Origin of the sequence: Enterovibrio litoreus, from assembly GCF_045679545.1 — a bacterium.
GTDB lineage: Bacteria > Pseudomonadota > Gammaproteobacteria > Enterobacterales > Vibrionaceae > Enterovibrio.
The window spans coordinates 2,454,369-2,474,749 of the sequence record NZ_CP166194.1 but is presented as its reverse complement, the minus strand read 5'-3'; the positions used below and the strand labels follow the sequence as shown (position 1 = coordinate 2,474,749).

The window sequence follows — 20,381 nt, the reverse complement described above, 5'->3', positions numbered from 1 at the left end:
ACAAACCCAGATGTTATGCTGGCACATTCGATTTTCATCACAATCAATAAGGTTGTAGAATGCGTTTCCAACAGGAAATATTATCGAGTTTGTCGCGAAATGACGTCTGTTGGTGCAAAAAGAGCCATCTTGGTGATATTTTGCCCACGAATCATACTGCATGTTTGGAACATAGTGTGAACAGAGGTTGAATTGGGTGATGACACCCGCGAGTTTCAGCAAACAGCAATACCCAAGGAATCGGGCACTTTGTGAGTAGTCAGTGAGGTTAGATTGACCGATTTAAGCCAAGCGATAGTCCAGTTTTTTGATTCTTTGTCGACACTGTCCCCGATCCCCCATCAGCTTTCGGTGTGTTTTTCATGGCCTGAAGAGGTCGACCCGATTGAATGGTTGGATGCCCAACCCATTTACCCCAAATTCTACTGGCAAACCCGCGATGGTCGCGAAGAAGTAATGGCGCTAGGCCAAGTGAAAACTTTCTCCGATCCTGCTGCTGCCGAAAAAGTCTTATCATCTAACCAGCGCATTTGGGGCGGCCGTTCATTTGACGGCAGAACTGCGCGCAATCAGCGTTGTTTGCAGTCTTTCTTTTTCTTGCCGCAAATTGAAGTTGCTCGTCAGGACGACACGTGGACGCTGACGGTTAATTTGGGTGATGACTTGCTGAAGACGCAGGCTGCATTGTCGAAAGTGACGACGGCGCATCCTGCATTGTCTCCGCCTGAGTGCCATATTCTGTCAACTGAGCATTCGCCGGCGTTCCCTGATTGGTCTGCCATGATTGATCGTGCTCTGATCCAAATCGAACAAACCGATCTGCAAAAAGTGGTCTTAGCGAGAAAAACGTCGCTGTCACTCGATCGCCCAGTCTCTGCCGCCCAACTGTTGAAAGCGAGTCGCGATCAAAATCGCGCTAATTTCCACTTCATGTTGGCGTTAGATGAAAAGCACTGCTTTGTCGGTTCCACGCCAGAACGTCTGTTCAATCGTCATGGGCAAGATCTCTCGACGGAAGCACTCGCGGGCACAATTGGTCGTGGAAAAAGCGCAGAAGACGATCTTGCGTTGGCCAAATGGCTGCTCAACGACAGTAAAAATGTGTATGAAAACCGTTTGGTGGTGGAGGATATTTCCGCACGTCTTGCCACGCATTGCCAGACACTGACCATAGAAGAAACACCTCATTTGGTGCGCTTGCGTAAAGTGCAGCACTTAAAGCGCGCGATAGATGCCGCGCTCAATCAAGATGTGGCAAGTGCAACCTTGCTCGATACGTTGCAGCCGACCGCTGCAATAGCAGGATTGCCGAGAGAAGAAGCGGTTGCCTTTATTGTTGAAAACGAACCTTTTGCTCGTGGTTGGTACAGCGGATCAGTCGGGTATTTGAGTGCAGAGCGAAGTGAGTTTTGCGTCGCTATTCGCAGTGCTTTGATGATGGGAGATTCTTTGCAATTATTTGCGGGGGCGGGCATTGTTCCGGGCTCTGTGGCGGAGAGTGAGTGGAAGGAGTTGGACCGCAAAGTGTCGACTCTTTTGAGTCTGCTTAAACCTATTCCTGATTCCACGCTGGAGAAACGAGCAGGATGAATTCAGCTTCTGCAAACATGGCCAGTGCAAACACGGCTTCTTCGAACACAAGGGCGTTAAATCCGGTCACGTTAAACCGGATCTGGTCTCGTCTTATTCTGACAGCCCTGCATCGCGCTGGCGTCGTTGATTTTTGCATTGCACCGGGCTCTCGCTCGACGCCACTGACCCTTGAAGCTGAACAATTACGCCAAGATGGCAAGAGCGTTACCTTACATACGCATTTTGATGAACGAGGCTTGGGCTTTCTCGCCCTCGGCCTTGCTAAAGCATCGAACCGTCCTGTTGCGGTGATTGTCACCTCAGGCACCGCCGTGGCTAATTTACTGCCAGCAGTCGCAGAAAGCCGCCTGACTCGTGAAAAATTGATTTTGCTAACGGCTGATCGCCCAGCAGAGCTGATCCAGTGCGGGGCGAATCAAGCTATCAGCCAGAAAGCGATTTTCGGTGAACATGCCGATCGCTTTGTTGATTTGCCCAGCCCCACTGAAAGCATTGCGCCGGGCTGGCTGCTTTCGCTGGTAAGCGAACAATTGCACCATCAGGCCTTGAATGGCGGCAGTGTGCATATCAACTGTCCGTTTCCTGAGCCGCTTTATGGCAATGTCGATGATGCAGGTCTTTATCTTGCGCCGATACAAACCTGGCTAACAGGTGATAAGCCTTATCTGACGTTTTCTAAGGCATCCACCTCGCTTGATACCGCACTAACGCAATGGCAAACCTTGCAACACAAAAAAGGCATGTTGATTGCCGGTCGGATGACACAAGCTGATCGTCAAGCCGTAGAAGTGTTAGCCGAACACTTAGGCTGGCCGCTATTGTGCGATCCCCAAGCGGGCAAAGGCTCGGAATTTGCGGGCTTTGACGTTTGGCTGCAAAACCCTGACTGCGTATCTGTCCTCAAGCAGGCGGATTGCGTGTTGCAGTTTGGCGCTCGCTTGGTATCGAAACGCCTTGGCCAATTCATCTCATCTTTTGCTGGGGAATATTGGCTGGTGGATCAGCACCCCGGCAGGCTCGACCCCTCGCACAAACCGGCATATCGTATTGTCGCTAGCCCCTTGCAAGTTGCGGATGCACTCGCACAAGATCTGGCCGCTTTAGATGGCAATGTGGCGGAAAAAAACTGGGCGAAATCACTGGCCGTCGCGAGCAATAAATACCTAGCACTGCTTCGCCAGCAATGTGAAGCGTCTAATACGCTTTCTGAAAAAACGTTTGCTACTGATTTTGCTCATTGGTTGACGTCAGAGACCGATCTTTTTGTCGGTAACAGCATGGCAATCCGTCTTCTGGATATGTGCTGCTGCTTGCCGGATGTCGCTGTGTTTGCCAATCGTGGCGCATCAGGCATTGATGGTTTGATTGCTACGGCAGCGGGAGTTCAGCGAGCGGGTCAACGTCCGATGCTGTGTGTGCTTGGTGATACGTCCGCGCTATACGATCTGAACAGCTTGGCCTTGCTGGCGCGCAATCCTCTGCCGCTGGTGATAGTGGTTATCAACAATAACGGCGGCGGAATTTTCGACATGCTGCCCGTGCCGGATGCTAAAAAAGACGCCTATTATCGTATGCCCCATGGTGTCGAATTCTCTCATGCTGCAGCCATGTTTGGTCTTCATTACCTCCGTCCAACTTCGTTGTTTGATGCGCGTCATGCGTGCCTTGAAGCTTTAACTCAAAACGGCACCACGGTCATGGAATTAACCGTGCCCGAAGGTGAGTGCGGACGTGATGTGAAAGCCCTTTTTGATGTCATTGCACATGCCCATCTTTTCTGAGGATTCGTCTTTACCTTCAATTGGAGCACAACCCGTTTCTGCGTCTGCATTGTCTGCTCGCTTGTTGTCTTCACCGTCAGGCAATGCGAAAGACAAACCTGCGTTAGTGTTTCTTCATGGTCTGCTGGGTAACGGGCAAGATTGGCAAGACGTGATCGACGCGCTCGGCAATGATTTCACCTGCCTAACCATTGACCTCCCCGGCCATGGTGAGAGCCAGCACATTGATGTTGCCGGCTTTGGCGATACCTGCGCTTTGATTGCGACAACCATTCAATATCATCTTCATCAACCGTTTTGGCTGATTGGCTATTCTCTGGGCGCACGCCTTGCCATGTATTTGTCAGCCATGCAGCGGGAGCGTTTCGATGAAACTGGCGCATCGTTGGCGGGACTTATCATCGAAAGCGGTCATATTGGTTTGCCCATTCAAGAACGAGAAACAAGAAAAAAACACGATGAACGATGGGCAGTACGATTTGAACAAGAGCCCATTATTGACGTGCTTCAAGATTGGTATCAACAAGCTGTTTTTTCTTCACTAAATCATGAGCAAAAACAAAGTTTGGTGGCTATTCGCAGTGATAACCTCGGAGTCAAAGTGGCCAGTATGTTGCGTGCTACATCTTTAGCTAAGCAGCCGATATTATTGCAAGCACTGAAAGACAGCGGGTTGCCGCTTTATTATTTGTGTGGCGAGAATGACCACAAGTTTGCTGCACTGGCGAAGCATTCGGGATTCGCATTTTTTACCATCCCAAACGCTGGACACAATATTCATACTGAACAGCCAACGCTGTTTAGCCAGCAAGTAAAACGGCTGATTTGATATTTAATTGATGAATTAATGGAAGCATTATGGCGATTACAACAGGTTTAACCGAACAAGAACTCTATGCATCGGTAGAGTGGAACGACTGCTCGGATGGGTATGAAGACATTCTGTATCACAAGTCTGTTGACGGTATTGCACGCATTACCATCAACCGTCCGGAAGTGCGTAATGCGTTTCGTCCTCAAACTGTCAACGAAATGATCAAAGCGCTAGCGGATGCGCGTTATGACGAGAAAGTGGGCGTCATTGTGCTGACAGGCCAAGGTGAGCATGCATTTTGCTCGGGTGGCGATCAGAAGATCCGTGGCGACTACGGCGGCTACCGTGATGATCAAGGTACTCACCACTTAAACGTGTTGGATTTCCAACGCCAAATCCGTACTTGCCCGAAACCGGTTATCGCCGCTGTCGCCGGCTATGCTGTTGGTGGTGGTCATGTGCTTCACATGATGTGTGATCTAACCATTGCGGCTGATAACGCGCAGTTTGGTCAGACGGGCCCGAAAGTGGGGTCGTTCGATGGTGGCTGGGGCGCGTCTTACATGGCTCGCATTGTGGGCCAGAAAAAAGCGCGTGAAATTTGGTTCCTGTGCCGCTTCTATGATGCGCAAGAAGCGTTGGATATGGGGCTGGTTAACCATGTCGTGCCTTATGCAGAGCTTGAGCGTGAAACCGTTCGCTGGTGTCGTGAAGTGTTGCAACACAGCCCAATGGCGCTGCGCTGCTTGAAAGCCGCGCTGAATGCGGACTGTGATGGCCAAGCCGGTTTACAAGAATTGGCGGGCAATGCGACCATGATGTTCTATATGACTGAAGAAGGTCAGGAAGGACGCAACGCGTTTAACGAAAAGCGTCGCCCTGATTTCGATAAATTCCCGCGCAACCCATAATGGTAGCGGCAATGAAACACGCGAAAATCTATCGCTATTCGCTGCCGATGGACAGTGGTGTGATTTTACGTCACACCCGTCTGGCAACGCGTGAAGGCTTGGTGGTTGAGCTAAGTGAAAATGGTCAAATGGGACGCGGTGAAATCGCGCCTTTGCCGGAGTTCAGCCATGAAACCGTTGACGATGCCGCGAAGCAAATTGAGCAGGTATTGCTTGATTGGCTTGCCAACAAACCGATTGATTGGGACGCGCTATATCCGTCTGTCGCCTTTGGCTTTTCAGTGGCACTGGCAGAGCTTGAGGGTGAGCTTCCTGAGCAGGGCAATTTTCTAACAGCCCCTTTGTGCAGCGGTGATCCGGATGAACTGGTGCAAAAGCTTGCTGACATGCCGGGCCAGAAAGTGGCGAAAATCAAAGTGGGCATGTATGAGGCGATTCGCGATGGCATGGTGGTTAACATGTTCCTTGAAGCGATTCCCGATCTCATGCTGCGCCTTGATGCGAACCGTCAGTGGACGCCCATTAAAGCACAGCAATTTGCAAAGTATGTGAATCCTGTTTTTCGTTCTCGTATCGCGTTCTTGGAAGAACCTTGTCAAACACCTAAAGAGAGCTTGGCGTTTGCCCAAGAAACAGGCATTGCCTTGGCATGGGATGAAACCGTGCGTGATGAAGACTTTGTACTAGAAGCCGCACAAGGGCTTCGCGCCGTTGTCATCAAACCGACATTGGTTGGCAGCCTGCACACGGTCAAAAGTCTTGTCTCGCAAGCCCACGCATTGGGCATGGATGCCGTGATAAGTTCAAGCCTTGAATCAAGTTTTGGCTTGAATCAACTTGCACGCATTGCGCATTGGCTGACACCGGACACGCTTCCCGGTTTAGATACGGTGGATTTGTTTGGTACACAACTCGATACCCCTTGGCCGGGCTGCCAGTTGCCTCTGACTTCCCTGACCGAATGCAATCTGGTATGGCAACAGACAGCCTGATCCGTTTCGAGCAGTGGCCGTGGCAGCATTGGATGTCAATGCATCCTGATGCGACGGCCATTGTGCGTGATGATGCCAAGATCAGTTGGCAGACGCTTTGTGCTGACATCGACAGCGTTCATTTCGACGTCTCGTTGCAAACTGCCGCACCAATCGCAGTTCTCAGTGATAATCACTATGACACCCTCGTCTTAATGCTTGCCGCTTGGCAACGTGGGCTCACGACGCTGATGCTCAATCCTGCCTTTCCAGACCGTGATCGCAACGATCTGTTAACCCACATTGGCATTGATTCCTTGGTAACGACACCAAGTGGAATGATGCTGAACACCTCGGTTAACGCGCCAGTGTTTGACTATGACGCTCAGCGTTGTCTGACGTTGACTCTGACCTCCGGCTCCAGTGGCAGGCCCAAAGCGGTTGCTCACACGGCAGAAAATCATCTCGCCAGTGCAACGGGGCTCTTTTCGCTCATGCCATTTGAATCTTCTGATTGCTGGTTATTGTCACTCCCACTGTTTCACATTTCAGGCCTCGCTATTGTCTGGCGTTGGCTGGCAAAAGGCGCAGTGCTCAAGGTCGCTGATACTCGCGGTGAAAAGCTTGTCACGGCGCTGGATGGGGTAACCCATGCCTCGCTAGTGCCGACTCAGCTCGAACGCCTTGTACGGGGTGGTAAGCCTGCCAGTTTGCATTCTGTGTTGCTTGGCGGTGCGGTGATCCCGCAACACTGGGTTGATCAGGCAGAGAAGCAAGGCATTCGCTGTTGGTGTGGCTATGGCATGACGGAGATGGCATCGACTATCACGGCCAAGCGCGCCGATGGCTATTTCTCCGTTGGAAAACCGCTGCCTTATCGTGAGCTGATGTTGTCATCAAATGGGGAAGTGCTTGTCAACGGAAAGACACTATCACCAGGCTACATGATTGATGGCGAATTGGTGCCGTTGACCAGGGGTTGGTTTCAGACCAAAGACAAAGCTAGTTGGTGCACCGCCAATCACGACCATCAAGATCTTCAAATCATGGGCCGCTTAGACAACATGTTTATATGCGGTGGCGAGAATGTGCAGCCTGAAACGGTTGAACGCGCACTCATTGTGTTTGATGGCATCAAGCAGCTATTTGTCTTGCCGCTTGCAGACAAGACATGGGGGCAAGTACCGGTTGCGCTGATTGAAGGGGAGTGCGATGCGCAGGACTTTTTGGCATGGGCGAAAACGCAGGTGCCGCCGTATCAGTGTCCTCAACGTGTTTTTGTGTTGCCAACACATCTACTGGCGTCGGGTATTAAAGTATCTCGCAACGCCTTGTCTGACTGGCTGAATAGCAAAATGACAGAATCAACAGTCGATGATCGAAATTTTTGAAGCACGACGGATTAGCTGATGCCACCTCGCAATGCTCTCACGTCATTGAACAACCGCTCTGATGATGCCTCTGAAGGTGAAACCGGCGAGCCTGCGACAATCTCCACTTTGGAACGACAAAGCCTCGGACACTTCAACAAAGCGCGTCCACCTTCTCGGCTGAAATAGCTTCCCCAAAGCCCTTTGAGGGCAATTGGAATAACGGGGACGGGCGTTTGCTTGAGGATCAAATCTACCCCGCGTTTAAAGGGGTGCATGTCACCGTCGGACGTCAGTTGTCCTTCTGGGAAAATACAGACAAGTTCACCGGCTTCCAGTTGCTGTTTAACTTCGTTGAGCGCGCAGCGAATCGAGCCGCTGGTGAGCTTGATGGGTATGACGCGTGTCGTGCGGAAAAAATAATGCAGTACGGGCAGATGGTAATAATCCGCATCCATCACGAAGCGGATAGGGCGCGGACACGCGCCCGCCAGCAGCAAAGCATCGACGTAGCTGACGTGATTACAGACCAGCAGTGCGCCACCTTGATCAGGAATATGCTGCAAGTTTTTGTGTTGGACACGGTAGATACTGTGGCTAAGTACCCAAACGATAAAGCGAAGTGCAAAAACGGGCACTTGTTTGCCCACATACAATGCCACGGCTAGGTTCATAATGGCCAGTGTTAGAAAGAACGCCGGAATACTCATTTCAACGATTCCCAGTAACACAATGGCGAGAATGGCGCTTACCACCATAAACAGCGAGTTGTAGATATTGTTCGCCGCAATCACTTGTGAGCGCTCACTTTCCTCGGCGCGGCTTTGCATCATGGCATAAAGCGGGACAATGAAAATGCCGCCAAAAACGCCGATAAACAGCAAATCAATGAATACCCACCAGAGTGACGGCTCTGACACAAAGGCAAGGAAAGTGTCCGTTTCAGGGGCGACATCAGGCGTTGAAAACATTAAGTGCGCGCCAAAAATTGTCAATCCAAGCGCACCGATTGGCACAATGCCAGGTTCGATTCTGTGGCGGGACAATCTGTCACAAAGCAATGAACCGAGTGCAATGCCAATGGAGAACAATGTCAGCAAAAAAGAAACAGAAGCCTCATTGCCACCGAGGTACAGCTTGGCGTAGTTAGGGAATTGGGTGAGGTAACTGGCGCCTAAAAACCAAAACCAGCTGATCCCTAGAATGGATTGCAGCACGACGTTGTCTTTGTGTGCGATCCGCAGGGTGGTTTTCATCTGGCGCACAGGGGCAAAACGAATGTTGAGCGATGGGTTGCCTGCATCTGCTTTAGGGATATAACGCGCACTGAGATAACCAAGCGTGGCAAAGAGGATCACTGAAAATGCAGCGAGGTATTTGGCGTCTGATTGGTTGGCGATGACACCCGCGACAATCGTGCCGAGCAAAATCGCCAAAAAGGTGCCTGTTTCAACCAAGGCGTTGCCCGACACTAGTTCAGTGGGTTTGAGTGTCTGAGGCAGTAATGCGTATTTGACGGGGCCAAAAAACGCTGATTGCGTGCCCATCAAAAAGAGCAGAAAAAGCAGCAGCAAATAGCTTTCGAAGATAAAGGCAACCGCCGCCAAACTCATAATGGCGATCTCAACCAACTTAACAATACGTATAAACTGCGATTTTTCGTATTTGTCCGCCAGCTCGCCAGCAAACGCAGAGAAAAGGAAAAACGGCAGAATGAATAGACCAGCAGCAAGATTAATGAAGAGATTGGTGCTTACACCAAGTGCGCCAGGTGCGGCAAATGCCACCAATATCAGCAGCACATTCTTATAAACATTATCATTAAATGCGCCAAACGCTTGGGTGACGAAATACGGAAGAAAGCGTCGCTGTGTTAACAGTGCTGATTGTTTCGACATGGCCTTTCCTTGCTGTTAGCGCTCTACCCAGCTGGATAAATATCCGGTGAGCAGGTTATCAATCAACTTCCCGCCGTCTACTGGTGCATCAGTAAACAATTTGTCATCAACACTTAACAAGGTAATGCCGTGAACACCCGACCATAACACCCGACTGGCTTGTACAATGTCATCTTCGCTTTTGCTTGGTGATAACTGACGGAGCAAGGTCTCTAACATGCCAGTCATATTTTGGATGCGATCGCTGTGCCATTCCGGCATTTTGTCGCCTTGCATGGTGTGCTCGAACACTAATCGCCAGCGATAAGGGTTGGCGGCTGCAAAATCCAGATATAGGTGTGCCAGTGCAAAGAGAGCGGCATTTGGGGTATCGGTGCTGGCTAGCTTGTCTCTTGCCTGTTGCTGAAGATCGTCAAGAGTGCGGGCGACAACATGCAGTAGCAAAATATTGTAGCTACCAAAAATGTTAACCAATGTACTCGGTACGTAGCCTATTATGGCGGCGATTTTTCGGAGGCTGAGTGACTGGTAGGGTTCAGTTTTCAAGAAGTCTTCGACGCAATGTAGCGTCATTTCTACCAATTCTTCGCGACTGTGGTCGTTTCTGCGTGCCATTACATCATGCTGCAAAATAGTGAACAATGTTCGATATTCTAGGAGCGAGGGATCTAAAGGGCAAGTTACTCGCCTCTCAGTTTGAAGATATAGAGAAAACTGAGAGGCTTAGGTGAGGGATGTTGCGGGTAATTAAGAGAAACGCTGGGCGTTTTTGATAGACACTTGGTCGTTTAGTGTCCAAAAGTCATAAATCAACCCGATCAGGAAAAATCCACCTGTAAAGAGATAAAGAATACCGGTGAGCCATTTCCCCATGTACATGCGGTGAACACCGAATAAACCAAGAAATGTGAGCAAAATCCAAGCGACAGAATAGTCGTATTGGCCAGTGTTAAAACGAAGGTCAGCTTCGCGATCCATTGACGGGATCAAAAATAGGTCAATTATCCAGCCTATACCCAACAGTCCGAAGGTGAACAACCAAATCGTACCTGTAACGGGCTTGCCATAATAGAAGCGGTGAGCGCCAAGGAAACCAAAAATCCAGAGTATATAACCGATTGTTTTACTGTGTGTATCGTTCATGAGATATCCCAAAAAGCATTTATCGCGAGAGTGTAAAACAACTCACTTGCAAAGTGACTAATGTAAAGCATATTCAGCCATACTTTTTCAACAATGTCGCTAAATGAAGAATGGTCTCGCTCGAAAAAAATGAGTCAAGACCGGGCGATGGTAAACGATTGGTAACACTTTCAACGGTTGCATAGATTGACTTTAATTGCGAGGGGCTTAGCATTAGGAGATGTTGCGCGTTGTGCGTAGTCTTGAAACGAAACGTAAAGGTTTGCAATGAAACGTTTTTTTGGATTGTTCGCGCTAATGTTTGTGATGGTGCTCTCTGCCCCACATGCTGAAGCGAAAAAATTTGGTGGCGGGAAATCTTTCGGCAAAAGCTTTAAGACTGCACCAGCACCTAAATCTCAACCAACCAACACGAATTCCATTAACAAGCAAAACGATCCTGCTGCTGCGGCGAAATCTTCGTCGAAGAAAGGCATGTTGGGTGGTTTGATGGGCGGTCTTCTTGCTGGTGGTTTGATTGCGGCGATGTTTGGTGGCGCGTTTGATGGCTTCCAGATCATGGATTTTCTGATCATCGCTGTGATTGCATTTGTTCTGTTTAAGATCTTCAAGAGCTTGATGGCGGCAAAGAATGGCGCAATAAGTCAGCCGAATCAACAAGCGTATGCTGGGAATAGTGAGCCAAAAAGTAATGGCTATTATCACGAGCAGGCTCAGTCTCGTGAGTCGACAGCAACATCGTCAACAGGTGGTGGTTTTGGTGCGGTGAACAACGATGTGCCATTCAATTTCCCGCCTAACTTCGACATGGCTGGCTTTGTTAATGGTTCGCGTGAGCATTACCGTATTTTGCAAGGTGCATGGAATCACAACCAACTTGAAACGATTCAAGAGTATGTGACGCCCGAGTTATACAACGATTTGTCAGAAGAACGCCGCAAGCTTTCTGGTGAGCAGCATACAGAAGTGATGTATGTCGATGCAGAAATCGTGCGTGCCGATTACGACAATCAACGTGCACAACTGAGCTTGCAGTTCAGTGGTCGCTACCGCGATGGTCAGGAAGGTATCGAAGAGGACATTACTGATATCTGGCACTTGGAGCGAGATATGACACAAGCTAACTCGCCGTGGTTGATTGTGGGTATTCAAGCGTAATACCAAGCGTTTTAGCGATACAAAAATTAGCGATATTAGAAAGCAGCTGCACGTCAGCTGCTTTTTTATTGCCAGTTACCACGCCATACACCGCGTCATGAAGTGCGATTTCTTAAATCGAAGCACGCTCAAGATGTGGCATAAATCAAATTTTTGAGGTTTTACGGGAAATTGAATAAATTGATCGACCAGTTCTTGATCTCGGCACAGTTTACCGTACGTTTGAAGGTCTATATTGACTCAACTGATTGATTGTAAATGATTGCGGAGCCCTTATGCTTTTTACCTCAGAACTGCTTGATGAAATGAATGTGCTGGTGAAATTTACACTTTCAACAGACATGGCGGGAATAAAGGTTCGCAGCGATGCTGATCCTGTTCTTGTTGCTGCAACAGAACGTTTGTATGAAAAAAAATTAGTCACAGCGAAAGATGGCGGGTATTTGACGTCTATTGGTCGTGATGCCGTTGAACACGCCAAAGAAGCATTGCGCATTTTAAGATCTGAGCCTTAGTCGATACTGACCAACCCATGATTTTGTTAAGAAACAAAAGGGAGCCAGAAGGCTCCCTTTTTTAATGACTGAGGTTTAAGCCTAGGCTTATTACCAAACGTCCTTGTCGATTTCTTTGTCCAATTTGGGGAACTGAGTACGGTCGAAGGTTGGCGTTTTGCCTGCTTTACGTTGTTTCTCGTAGTCTTTTAGCAATGCAAATGCCACACCCGATAGACCAATAATTGCCACAAGGTTAATGATCGCCATCATACCCATCGACAGATCAGCAAATGCCCACACAGTAGGTAAATCGACCACTGCGCCTACAACGACCATCGCGAGTACGGCAATGCGGTAGATGTTGATCGCTAACTTGTTTTTGAAGATGTACTCGATGTTTGATTCGCCATACGAGTAGTTGGCAATCAAAGACGTGAAGGCAAACAGCAAGATTGCAATCGCAATGAAGCCTGCGCCCCATGGACCGACTTCAGCCACTAGTGCTGCCTGCGTCAGTGCAATCCCGGTTAAGCCACTTTCCGTGTCCAGCATGCCTGAAAGCAGAATGATAGATGCTGTTGCTGTACAGATAACGATGGTGTCGATAAACACGCCCAGCATTTGAACATAACCTTGTGCGGCAGGGTGGTTTGGACGGGTTGTCGCAGTTGCAGCTGCGTTTGGCGCCGACCCCATACCGGCTTCATTCGAGAATAGACCGCGTTTGATGCCTTGCATCATCGCAGCACCAATGGCACCGCCAGCTGCTTGTTCAAAACCAAAGGCGCTTTTCACGATGGTGGCAAAAATCTCAGGTAATACACCAATGTTCATCGCGATAACATAGACGGCCACAATCAGATAACCAATGGCCATAAATGGCACCACAAGTTCAGCAACACGTGCCACAGAGCGCATCCCACCGAAAATGATGGGGGCAACACCAAGTGCGAGAATGATACCCACCCACGTATTATCTGTTCCAAATGCCGTGTTCATCGCGGCGGCAATTGAGTTTGATTGCACGCCATTAAATGCGAGACCAAATGCAACGATCAAACAAACCGCAAAGGCGATACCCAGCCAGCGCTGACCCAACCCTTTTTCGATGTAATAAGCCGGGCCACCACGGAACGTGTTGTCTTTGTGGTTGACTTTGTAGGCTTGAGCCAGTGTTGATTCCACAAAGCTGGTCGACATACCGACCAATGCGGTCACCCACATCCAGAATATGGCACCAGGACCACCCAGATAAATAGCAACGGCCACGCCAGCCATGTTACCCGTGCCTACGCGAGCGGCGAGGCTAGTGCTGAATGCTTGGAAAGAGGAGATGCCACCATCAGCGCCTTGGCGGCTGCCTTTGATGAGCTCGAACATGTGCCCGAAAGAGCGAAATTGGAGGAAACCCGTGCGAAGAGTGAAGTACAGACCCGCGCCGATCAAAAGGTAAATAAGCACGCTTCCCCATAGCAAGCCATTCCCGGCATCGACAAAGGATACGAATAGTTCTTTTAGTTCCGTCATAACAAACTCTACTGTCGTCAAAAATAGAAAGGCAGTTGAGCGATAAGGAGGAGACAAGATATCTGAAACTTCCTTTTCAGCGCTCTGCCCCGGGCCGACAAAAGTGACCCTGGCGACGCTTCCTTGCAGAGATTCATGGCCTGTAGGATTGCGCGTCTATTGCGCTATCTCCAAATCCGTTTGAGCATCTCCCTACGGCCAGTTTTTCATCTTGGGTCATTTACACCGGAGATTTAAAACGGCCGGATAATACTTCAAATACATCGTTTCATCACCCGAAAGTTTTAAGTTTTGTTTGAAATTCAATCAAATTGATTGTTTTTACTATTAAAATCAAACATAAGTATCGAATGAAATTAACATCTCGGATGGGGATAGACTCAGGTGGAGGTGACGCTATCGCCGGTGCGAGGGGGTAAGAACGGGGGCCATTGATGAAACTGTGCCCCGCGAGAGAAGCGTTTAGGTGCTCAGCTTTTTTGACTGTCGACTTTTCTTTCAAAGTCTGCCTTTACGATTTCCAATGCCTTTAACACGGTTTCTGGTGTGACATGATTGCTTTCCAATAAATAGATGAGGTCAACGGCCAGTTTTATATCGTCGGGAGCCTGCTCTAGTCCAGATTCATTCATTTATTAACTCTCAATGTTTGGGTAATGGGTTTCTAGGTTTGAGAAATAGGTTTTTAGCGCAGCACGAATCAGCTCAGCATGAAGGGGAACTAATGCTGTCTGGTCTGTACGATAACCGCCACCAATCACTGCAGCAACGGGAATTTGATGCGCTTTGCATGCTGCAAATACTGCACTATCTCTTTTGGCAATGCCTGCCTGACAGACCGACATATAGCCAAGCTCGTCGTCGGTATGAATATCAACGCCTGCATCGTAAATCACCATATCTGGCTGATGCAGTGCGAGTGCGAGTGTTAGGCACGGAATAAATTCACGAAGATAACTCTCGCTGTCAGTGCCTATTGGCATGGGTAAGTCGATATCAGATTCGGGCTTGCGTGAGGGGAAATTCTTATCGCAATGCACAGAGAGGGTGACGATGTCTGATCGGTGCTGTGCCAGTGTTGCCGTGCCATCGCCATGGTGTACATCGCAATCCACAATCAGCACTTTTTCTATCGTCGGGGAAGACAGCGCGTGGTTAGCAGCAAGGATGAGATCGTTAAACAAGCAAAAGCCGCTACCAAAATCATGGTGTGCATGGTGATACCCGCCAGTGAGGTGAATCGCCACACCCTGCTCGATCGCTTTATCGACGGTAAGGGTCGTGCCTCCTAACGATGTTAGCGAGCGCTGAATCAACGCATGGCTCCATGGAAAGCCAATCCGGCGCATTTTCACCAAAGGAAGACTGCCAGTTATAAGCGCATCGACATAACCTGCATCATGAATCGCTTTTAGCGTGTCACTGTTCAATATTTCGGGTTCAAACGATTGAACAGGCCATGGCTGCTGTTCGATATATGTTTTGAGCAATTGATATTTTTGAAGCGGGTAACGATGCCCGTCTGGTAACGGGAAATCGGAGTAAATCGAGTGATAAATCACGGGTAGCATAATGGTGTATCACTCTTTCTTTTCTCTAAACGCGATACGCGCTTCGATTTTCTTTTTAGATTCTCGACAACGCGCGAGCCGATTTTGTACCGCTAGCAAATTCTTTTGGGCTTGTTGATCCTCGGCGGTGGTGTGCCTCTGTGCGATATCTGCTTCTGCGTGGCGAACCATATCAGCCAAGCGTCTTTCCCAGTTTTGATGCTGAGCCAGTTCATGGTATAGCTGCCTTGTAGACATGCCGAGCTTTGGTGCGAAGCTACGTTCTTTCTGACGAATTGACACTGTCGCTATTTCTCGCTGCAGGGCGCTAATTTGGTTGAGGAGCTTTTCACACAAATGTTCGGCGCTTTGAGGCGAAAGCCGGCCACTGGATTGTTCTTGCTCTAGCGAATCGACAACACTTTTCGCTTCTTCTACGCAGGGGGTAAGCAAGCGAGAATGGCAATGAAACAGGCGTTCATCAAACAAGGGCTTGCTGTTTTCGCCTCGTCGTTTGTCGATCTCAGCAGCTTGATTCGTCAATGTGTTGAGCTGCGCTTTTAAAGGGGTCAAATCCATGTCGTCTCTTACTGTGACGGTAAAAAATCAAAACCACGCATCGATGGCAAGCTTCACCGACAGTATCACGACAACGGTGATGAACACAGGGCGAATAAAAGCGCTGCCAAAACGAATCGCAGAGTGTGCGCCAATGAAAGCGCCCATCATCAGAAAAACGCCCATGGTGAGGCCAATCGCCCAGTTAACGTGGCCAAGAATGATAAAGGTGACGAGCGATGTGATGTTGCTGGTGAAGTTCATCGCTTTTGCGAGACCGGATGACAACAACATATTCATCTTGTACATCGACATCGAAGAAACGACCCAAAACGCGCCGGTTCCAGGCCCGACGACCCCATCATAAAAGCCGAGCGTTAGCCCTTGACCCCATTGTTTGGTGTTTAATTTTGGATCGTCTTTTGGTAATGCATGCCCATCGACTTTCGGCTGTGGATGCCAGATGGTGTAAACCGCAATCGCCAATATGATCAGAGGCAGTGCTTTCTCAAGCCATGCTGTGCTGATGTAATTGACCAAGAGTGTCCCCAATATTGCCCCCACCAAGGTGGCGAAAAATGCCTGGCGCCAAAATATCGGCGAGAAAAGCTTTTTACGATAGTAGGTCAACGCTGCCGCTGAGGAGGCAAACGTAGCAGCCAGCTTATTGGTCCCTAGGGCGATGTGCGGAGGTAGGCCGAGAGAGAGCAAGGCGGGCACGGTGAGCATACCACCACCGCCAGCGACGGCATCAATGAAGCCCGCCAAAAATGCCACAATGGCAAGAATCGCAATAGTCGAGGGGTCAAAAAGCTCTAGCATTAAAGATGGCTCGTAAAGTTATGTAGAAGAAAGAACGTATGCAATCAAAGTTACGTGAAATGAATCCATGTGAAACAAAATTATTTGTAATCAATAACACGTTTAAATGGCGGTAATGCATCCAAAAGTGCCTTGCCATAGCGACGGGTAACGACGCGTCGGTCCAACAAGACCACTCTTCCTGAGTCGTCTTCTTTGCGAAGCAGTCTACCTGCTGATTGTATAAGCTTTTTGCTCGCCTCAGGAACTGAAATTTGCAAGAAAGGATTCCCGCCTTTTCGTTCAATATATTCAGCATGTGCTTCCTCAACGGGTGAGGTGGGCACGGCAAATGGGATCTTGGTAATGATAAGGTTTGTTAGTTGATCACCCGGCAGATCCAGACCCTCAGAAAAACTGCCTGTGCCAAATAGCACACTCACCTTGCCTTCTTTGCAGCAGCGTCGGTGCGCATCAAGAATCGCGGTGCGTGATGCCTCTCCTTGAATGTGAAGATGCCAGCCGTTCTTTTTAATCTGAGCGCGCATTTTGTCCGCGACCTGATTCATCTGCCAGTAGGAAGAAAAAAGCACAAGACTCGATGTTTGCCCTTCAAGGTATTCCATTAGCACGTCTGGCAGCATGTCGGTAAAGCCGTCCTGTTGTGGCTCAAAAGGCAATGACGGCACCACGAGACGCGCATTCTCTTGATAGTCGAATGGCGATGGCAGCGCTAAAAAGCGTGTGCCGTCATTTTCATCCAGCCCGACCTGGCGGCAAAAATAGCTAAACGAATTGAGCGCGCGAAGCGTTGCAGACATCAAACTGACGCCCGCTGCACGTGACCATAACAGTTGGTCGAGTCGCCAGCCGATTTCAAGCGGGGAAACATGCACGACCAGATCGTTTTCGCGCTCAGGGCATTGTTGGATCCAGCGAGCCAGAGGCGCACCTTTGGTGGCATTGGGTTGCGCCATCAGTGTCCAAACCTTTTCTAGGTTTTCCATACGTTGCAGAAAGAACGCTGATTCTGCTAGCAGGGGATCGGCAAGTCGGGCGCTGATCTCGCCGTCTTTCACGCGCTCAGACACAAGGTCGTGCATTTTCGCTTGAGATTGATGGGCTTTTTTTATCGCTTTTTGCAGCTCTTTAGCTTCATTAACCAACGATTCAGGCAACTCGCCATCTTCAAAGCGATAGATACCATCGGTATTCAAGGGTAAGGATTTTAGCATTTCGCGCACTGCACGAAGGCCAGGGATAAGCACTTGTATGCCCGTTTGAAGTGCATCAAGAAAACGGCTGCTGCGTTTGATATCACCGGCGTTAGCCAGTTTTGAGGCGGATTGATTCAGTTTTTCCAACCAAGACGCCGCGCCAATCAAGCTGGCGGAGGCGGCAGAAAAATCACGCGCAACAATCGGAAGGTGGTGCGCTTCATCAATCATATAGAGCGCTTGTTCGGGCTCTGGCAGTATAACGCCACCGCCAAGTTCCAAATCCGCCATAAGAAGGCTGTGATTGGCAACCACCACGTCCGCTTTATCGAGAAATTCGCGTGCTTTCGCAAATGGACAGCCACGGTGTGCCTGTAAACCGGAATGGCAGGTGTGCTTATCAGAGATTATGCTCATCCAGACTGTGTCGGGAATGGTCTTAGGCCATGCATCCCTATCTCCGTCCCACTTTCCTTTTATGTAGGCTTCATACATATCGTTGATAAGATCGATATCAGACTTTTTCGGTTTTTTCTCAAAAAGCACTTGCTGTCCATGACCTTCGGCGCCAGCCGCTCCCGCCAGCTTTTCTCCACAGCAGTAGCGCTGACGACCTTTGGCTAAGACGAAGCTAAATTCCTTGGGCACAATACGCCTCAACAGAGGTAGGTCTTTTTCAATAAGCTGCTCTTGCAGGGCTACCGTCGCCGTAGAGATGACAACTTTTTTGTTGTTGTTCAATGCAAACGGAATGGAGCCCATTAAGTAAGCCATTGACTTTCCAATACCCGTGCCAGCCTCCGCAACCATTATTCGACGCTTGGAGTTGTACTCGCCAGCGAGCGTTTTTGCCAGCTCCGCAACGAGGTAGTTTTGTGCCTTTCTTGGAACAAAATTCTGCAATTGCGCTTTCAAGTTCTCGTAGCTGCAACGTATGTCTTTTTTAACTGATGGACTAAGCATGGAGGGCACACAAAGGTAACGGGAACCGCATTATAACACGGTCGTAGAATGTGAATGAGTTCAAGTATTCGTTCATTTGTTTTTTGTTTTGGGATTCAGATCACGAATATGAATTGAACTAATATTAGCTATCGCTATGAAAAGCAAAGGGAATGCCATTCACTTAATTAGAGAGGTGTTTGCAGCATATAATTCTTATTTTATTGGATTTATAAGCTATTTTTGGTTTTTTATATTGCAGAGGTGTTGCGAGCAACTTTGCATAATTTTTACATTTTCACTTCAATATTGTGACCTCACTCGAGCTATGTTGTCTATATGTCTGTATTTAAATGGTTTTTTGTTTTTTTGATATTGATTTTTGTGGATTTGACAGATTTTAGATTTCTCTGCACTCTAAGTTTCGAAGTTAAAGCGTATTTGTTGCTCGTTCTTTGTGACGCTGTGACAAGTACAAACTATAAAAGGGATCCTGGAACAGGAATTCCATTCTAATAAAGAAAAGGCAGTGGATTAACATGAAAAAGACAATTCTAGCTATGGCAGTTCCAGCTCTACTTGCAGCAGGCGCGGCACAAGCAAGCGTTAACTTGTACGATGCAGACGGCGTTGTAGTAAACATTGCTGGTGCTGCTGAAATTCAGTACATCAACAAATATGATGTACGTGCTCCAGGTGCGTCAGGTAAAGATGCTTACCTGCGCATTGATGACGCTGACTTAATCTTGACTACGACCATCGCAGTTACAGACAGCTTGAATGCGGTTGCGGGTATGGGCTTCAAGTACGAAGCTGATACTGTTGACAATGGCGGTGTTGAGAGTGACGAGTTGTACGTTGGTTTGGGTGGCGATTTTGGTACCTTTACGTTTGGCCGTCAGCTTCTGCTTTCTGATGATGCTGGTAACAGCCATGACTACGAACTTGGCACCGAGCAAATTGACTTTGTTCAAACCCAAGGCGCTCAAGTGGCTAAATGGGTATACGACAACGGTATGTTCTATGCAGGTGCCAACATTGATTTGGATTCAGACGTATCAGAAGCAAAAGATGGTCGTCAAATCATCGGTGGTCGCCTAGGTGTGCGTGTTGCAGATCTCGACGCTCGTGTATATCTGTATGACGGCGAAAACCTACAATCAAACAAATTTGCTGTAGTTGATAAAGATTCAGGTCTTCAAGACGTAAGTGGCTTCAACCTAGAAGTTGACTACGACTTGGGTGACTTTGATGTGTCTGCTAGCTATGGTCAACTTGAATATAAAGCCGGCTCTGTTGATACTGCTGGTGTAGCTCAAGCAGCTGGTAAAAATGACGTTGATAAATGGCAGATCTCTGGTGGTTACCAACTAGATGACAACACATACTTCGGTCTCGGCTACGACAACGTTGATAGTGATGCGTCTGGCACATACGAAAAATACAAAGGCAGCAGCATCTATGCTAACGTAACTTACAAGTTGGCTACCAATGCGAAAGTATACGCAGAAGTGGGTAGTGCTGATGTCGAAATTGCTGGTGTAGACCAAGATACCGACACTGGTTACTTAGTAGGTATGGAAGTTAAATTCTAAGCATTGCCTAGAGTTGTACTTTGTTAAGCCGCCTTATGGGCGGCTTTTTGTTGCG

At 48.6% G+C, this 20,381-nt stretch carries 18 protein-coding genes; 9 read left to right on the top strand and 9 right to left on the bottom strand.

The features are described from left to right. Positions 1 to 273: 273 nt before the first annotated feature. From AB8599_RS10840 to menE, 6 genes are read left to right on the top strand one after another with little or no spacing between them, the layout of a single operon-like run. Positions 274 to 1,590 (top strand): isochorismate synthase MenF, encoded by a 1,317-nt coding sequence (locus tag AB8599_RS10840; protein ID WP_407330916.1) that lies wholly within the window; start codon positions 274 to 276, stop codon positions 1,588 to 1,590. Then, positions 1,587 to 3,374, top strand: a complete 1,788-nt coding sequence (gene menD / locus AB8599_RS10835; protein WP_407330915.1) for a 2-succinyl-5-enolpyruvyl-6-hydroxy-3-cyclohexene-1-carboxylic-acid synthase — start codon at positions 1,587 to 1,589, stop codon at positions 3,372 to 3,374. Before AB8599_RS10840 ends, menD begins: the two co-directional genes overlap by 4 nt. Continuing rightward, the gene (gene menH / locus AB8599_RS10830; RefSeq protein ID WP_407330914.1) at positions 3,346 to 4,203 is read left to right on the top strand and encodes a 2-succinyl-6-hydroxy-2,4-cyclohexadiene-1-carboxylate synthase; all 858 of its coding nucleotides are present in this window, start codon (positions 3,346 to 3,348) and stop codon (positions 4,201 to 4,203) included. The genes menD and menH overlap by 29 nt, the downstream gene beginning before the upstream one ends. A gap of 29 nt (positions 4,204 to 4,232) precedes the next feature. After that, complete coding sequence (gene menB / locus AB8599_RS10825) at positions 4,233 to 5,099, top strand: 1,4-dihydroxy-2-naphthoyl-CoA synthase (RefSeq protein ID WP_407330913.1); 867 nt, start codon at positions 4,233 to 4,235, stop codon at positions 5,097 to 5,099. A gap of 11 nt (positions 5,100 to 5,110) precedes the next feature. Further along, positions 5,111 to 6,091, top strand: a complete 981-nt coding sequence (gene menC, locus AB8599_RS10820; RefSeq protein ID WP_407330912.1) for an o-succinylbenzoate synthase — start codon at positions 5,111 to 5,113, stop codon at positions 6,089 to 6,091. Continuing rightward, entirely contained in the window at positions 6,073 to 7,461 is a 1,389-nt protein-coding gene (gene menE / locus AB8599_RS10815) for an o-succinylbenzoate--CoA ligase (RefSeq protein ID WP_407330911.1), read from the top strand. Before menC ends, menE begins: the two co-directional genes overlap by 19 nt. An 11-nt stretch (positions 7,462 to 7,472) precedes the next feature. Here the strand turns inward: menE and AB8599_RS10810 are convergent, their stop codons facing one another. The 3 genes from AB8599_RS10810 to AB8599_RS10800 form a co-directional block, all read right to left on the bottom strand. After that, positions 7,473 to 9,338 (bottom strand): MFS transporter, encoded by a 1,866-nt coding sequence (locus AB8599_RS10810; protein ID WP_407330910.1) that lies wholly within the window; start codon positions 9,336 to 9,338, stop codon positions 7,473 to 7,475. A 15-nt stretch (positions 9,339 to 9,353) separates the two neighbouring features. Next, positions 9,354 to 9,953, bottom strand: a complete 600-nt coding sequence (locus AB8599_RS10805) for a TetR/AcrR family transcriptional regulator (RefSeq protein ID WP_407330908.1) — start codon at positions 9,951 to 9,953, stop codon at positions 9,354 to 9,356. Between the two features lie 132 nt (positions 9,954 to 10,085). Continuing rightward, positions 10,086 to 10,481 carry an NINE protein gene (locus AB8599_RS10800; RefSeq protein WP_407330907.1) on the bottom strand — a complete coding sequence of 132 codons (396 nt, stop codon included), beginning with the start codon at positions 10,479 to 10,481 and terminating at the stop codon, positions 10,086 to 10,088. A 267-nt stretch (positions 10,482 to 10,748) separates the two neighbouring features. Between AB8599_RS10800 and AB8599_RS10795 the strand changes: the two genes are divergently transcribed. Together AB8599_RS10795 and AB8599_RS10790 are read left to right on the top strand one after the other, a co-directional pair. Further along, a complete protein-coding gene (locus AB8599_RS10795) occupies positions 10,749 to 11,639 on the top strand; it encodes a Tim44 domain-containing protein (RefSeq protein ID WP_407330906.1) in 891 nt (296 codons plus the stop codon). Between the two features lie 275 nt (positions 11,640 to 11,914). After that, positions 11,915 to 12,154, top strand: coding sequence for a TIGR02647 family protein (locus tag AB8599_RS10790; RefSeq protein WP_407330905.1), 240 nt, complete (start codon positions 11,915 to 11,917; stop codon positions 12,152 to 12,154). A 90-nt stretch (positions 12,155 to 12,244) separates the two neighbouring features. Here the strand turns inward: AB8599_RS10790 and AB8599_RS10785 are convergent, their stop codons facing one another. The 6 genes from AB8599_RS10785 to dinG form a co-directional block, all read right to left on the bottom strand. Further along, on the bottom strand, positions 12,245 to 13,663 hold the full coding sequence (locus AB8599_RS10785) for an alanine/glycine:cation symporter family protein (RefSeq protein WP_407330904.1): 1,419 nt from the start codon (positions 13,661 to 13,663) through the stop codon (positions 12,245 to 12,247). A gap of 470 nt (positions 13,664 to 14,133) precedes the next feature. After that, complete coding sequence (gene rsmS / locus AB8599_RS10780; RefSeq protein WP_407330903.1) at positions 14,134 to 14,295, bottom strand: pleiotropic regulatory protein RsmS; 162 nt, start codon at positions 14,293 to 14,295, stop codon at positions 14,134 to 14,136. A 3-nt stretch (positions 14,296 to 14,298) separates the two neighbouring features. Beyond that, positions 14,299 to 15,234: a histone deacetylase gene (locus AB8599_RS10775; RefSeq protein ID WP_407330902.1), complete on the bottom strand. Its 936-nt coding sequence runs from the start codon at positions 15,232 to 15,234 to the stop codon at positions 14,299 to 14,301. Positions 15,235 to 15,243: 9 nt separating this feature from the next. After that, positions 15,244 to 15,792: a primosomal replication protein PriC gene (priC, locus tag AB8599_RS10770; RefSeq protein ID WP_407330901.1), complete on the bottom strand. Its 549-nt coding sequence runs from the start codon at positions 15,790 to 15,792 to the stop codon at positions 15,244 to 15,246. Positions 15,793 to 15,819: 27 nt separating this feature from the next. Next, positions 15,820 to 16,593 carry a TSUP family transporter gene (locus AB8599_RS10765; protein ID WP_407330900.1) on the bottom strand — a complete coding sequence of 258 codons (774 nt, stop codon included), beginning with the start codon at positions 16,591 to 16,593 and terminating at the stop codon, positions 15,820 to 15,822. 80 nt (positions 16,594 to 16,673) lie between these two features. Then, complete coding sequence (dinG, locus tag AB8599_RS10760; protein ID WP_407330899.1) at positions 16,674 to 18,752, bottom strand: ATP-dependent DNA helicase DinG; 2,079 nt, start codon at positions 18,750 to 18,752, stop codon at positions 16,674 to 16,676. Between the two features lie 518 nt (positions 18,753 to 19,270). Between dinG and AB8599_RS10755 the strand changes: the two genes are divergently transcribed. Further along, on the top strand, positions 19,271 to 20,326 hold the full coding sequence (locus AB8599_RS10755) for a porin (RefSeq protein WP_407330898.1): 1,056 nt from the start codon (positions 19,271 to 19,273) through the stop codon (positions 20,324 to 20,326). Positions 20,327 to 20,381: the final 55 nt, after the last annotated feature.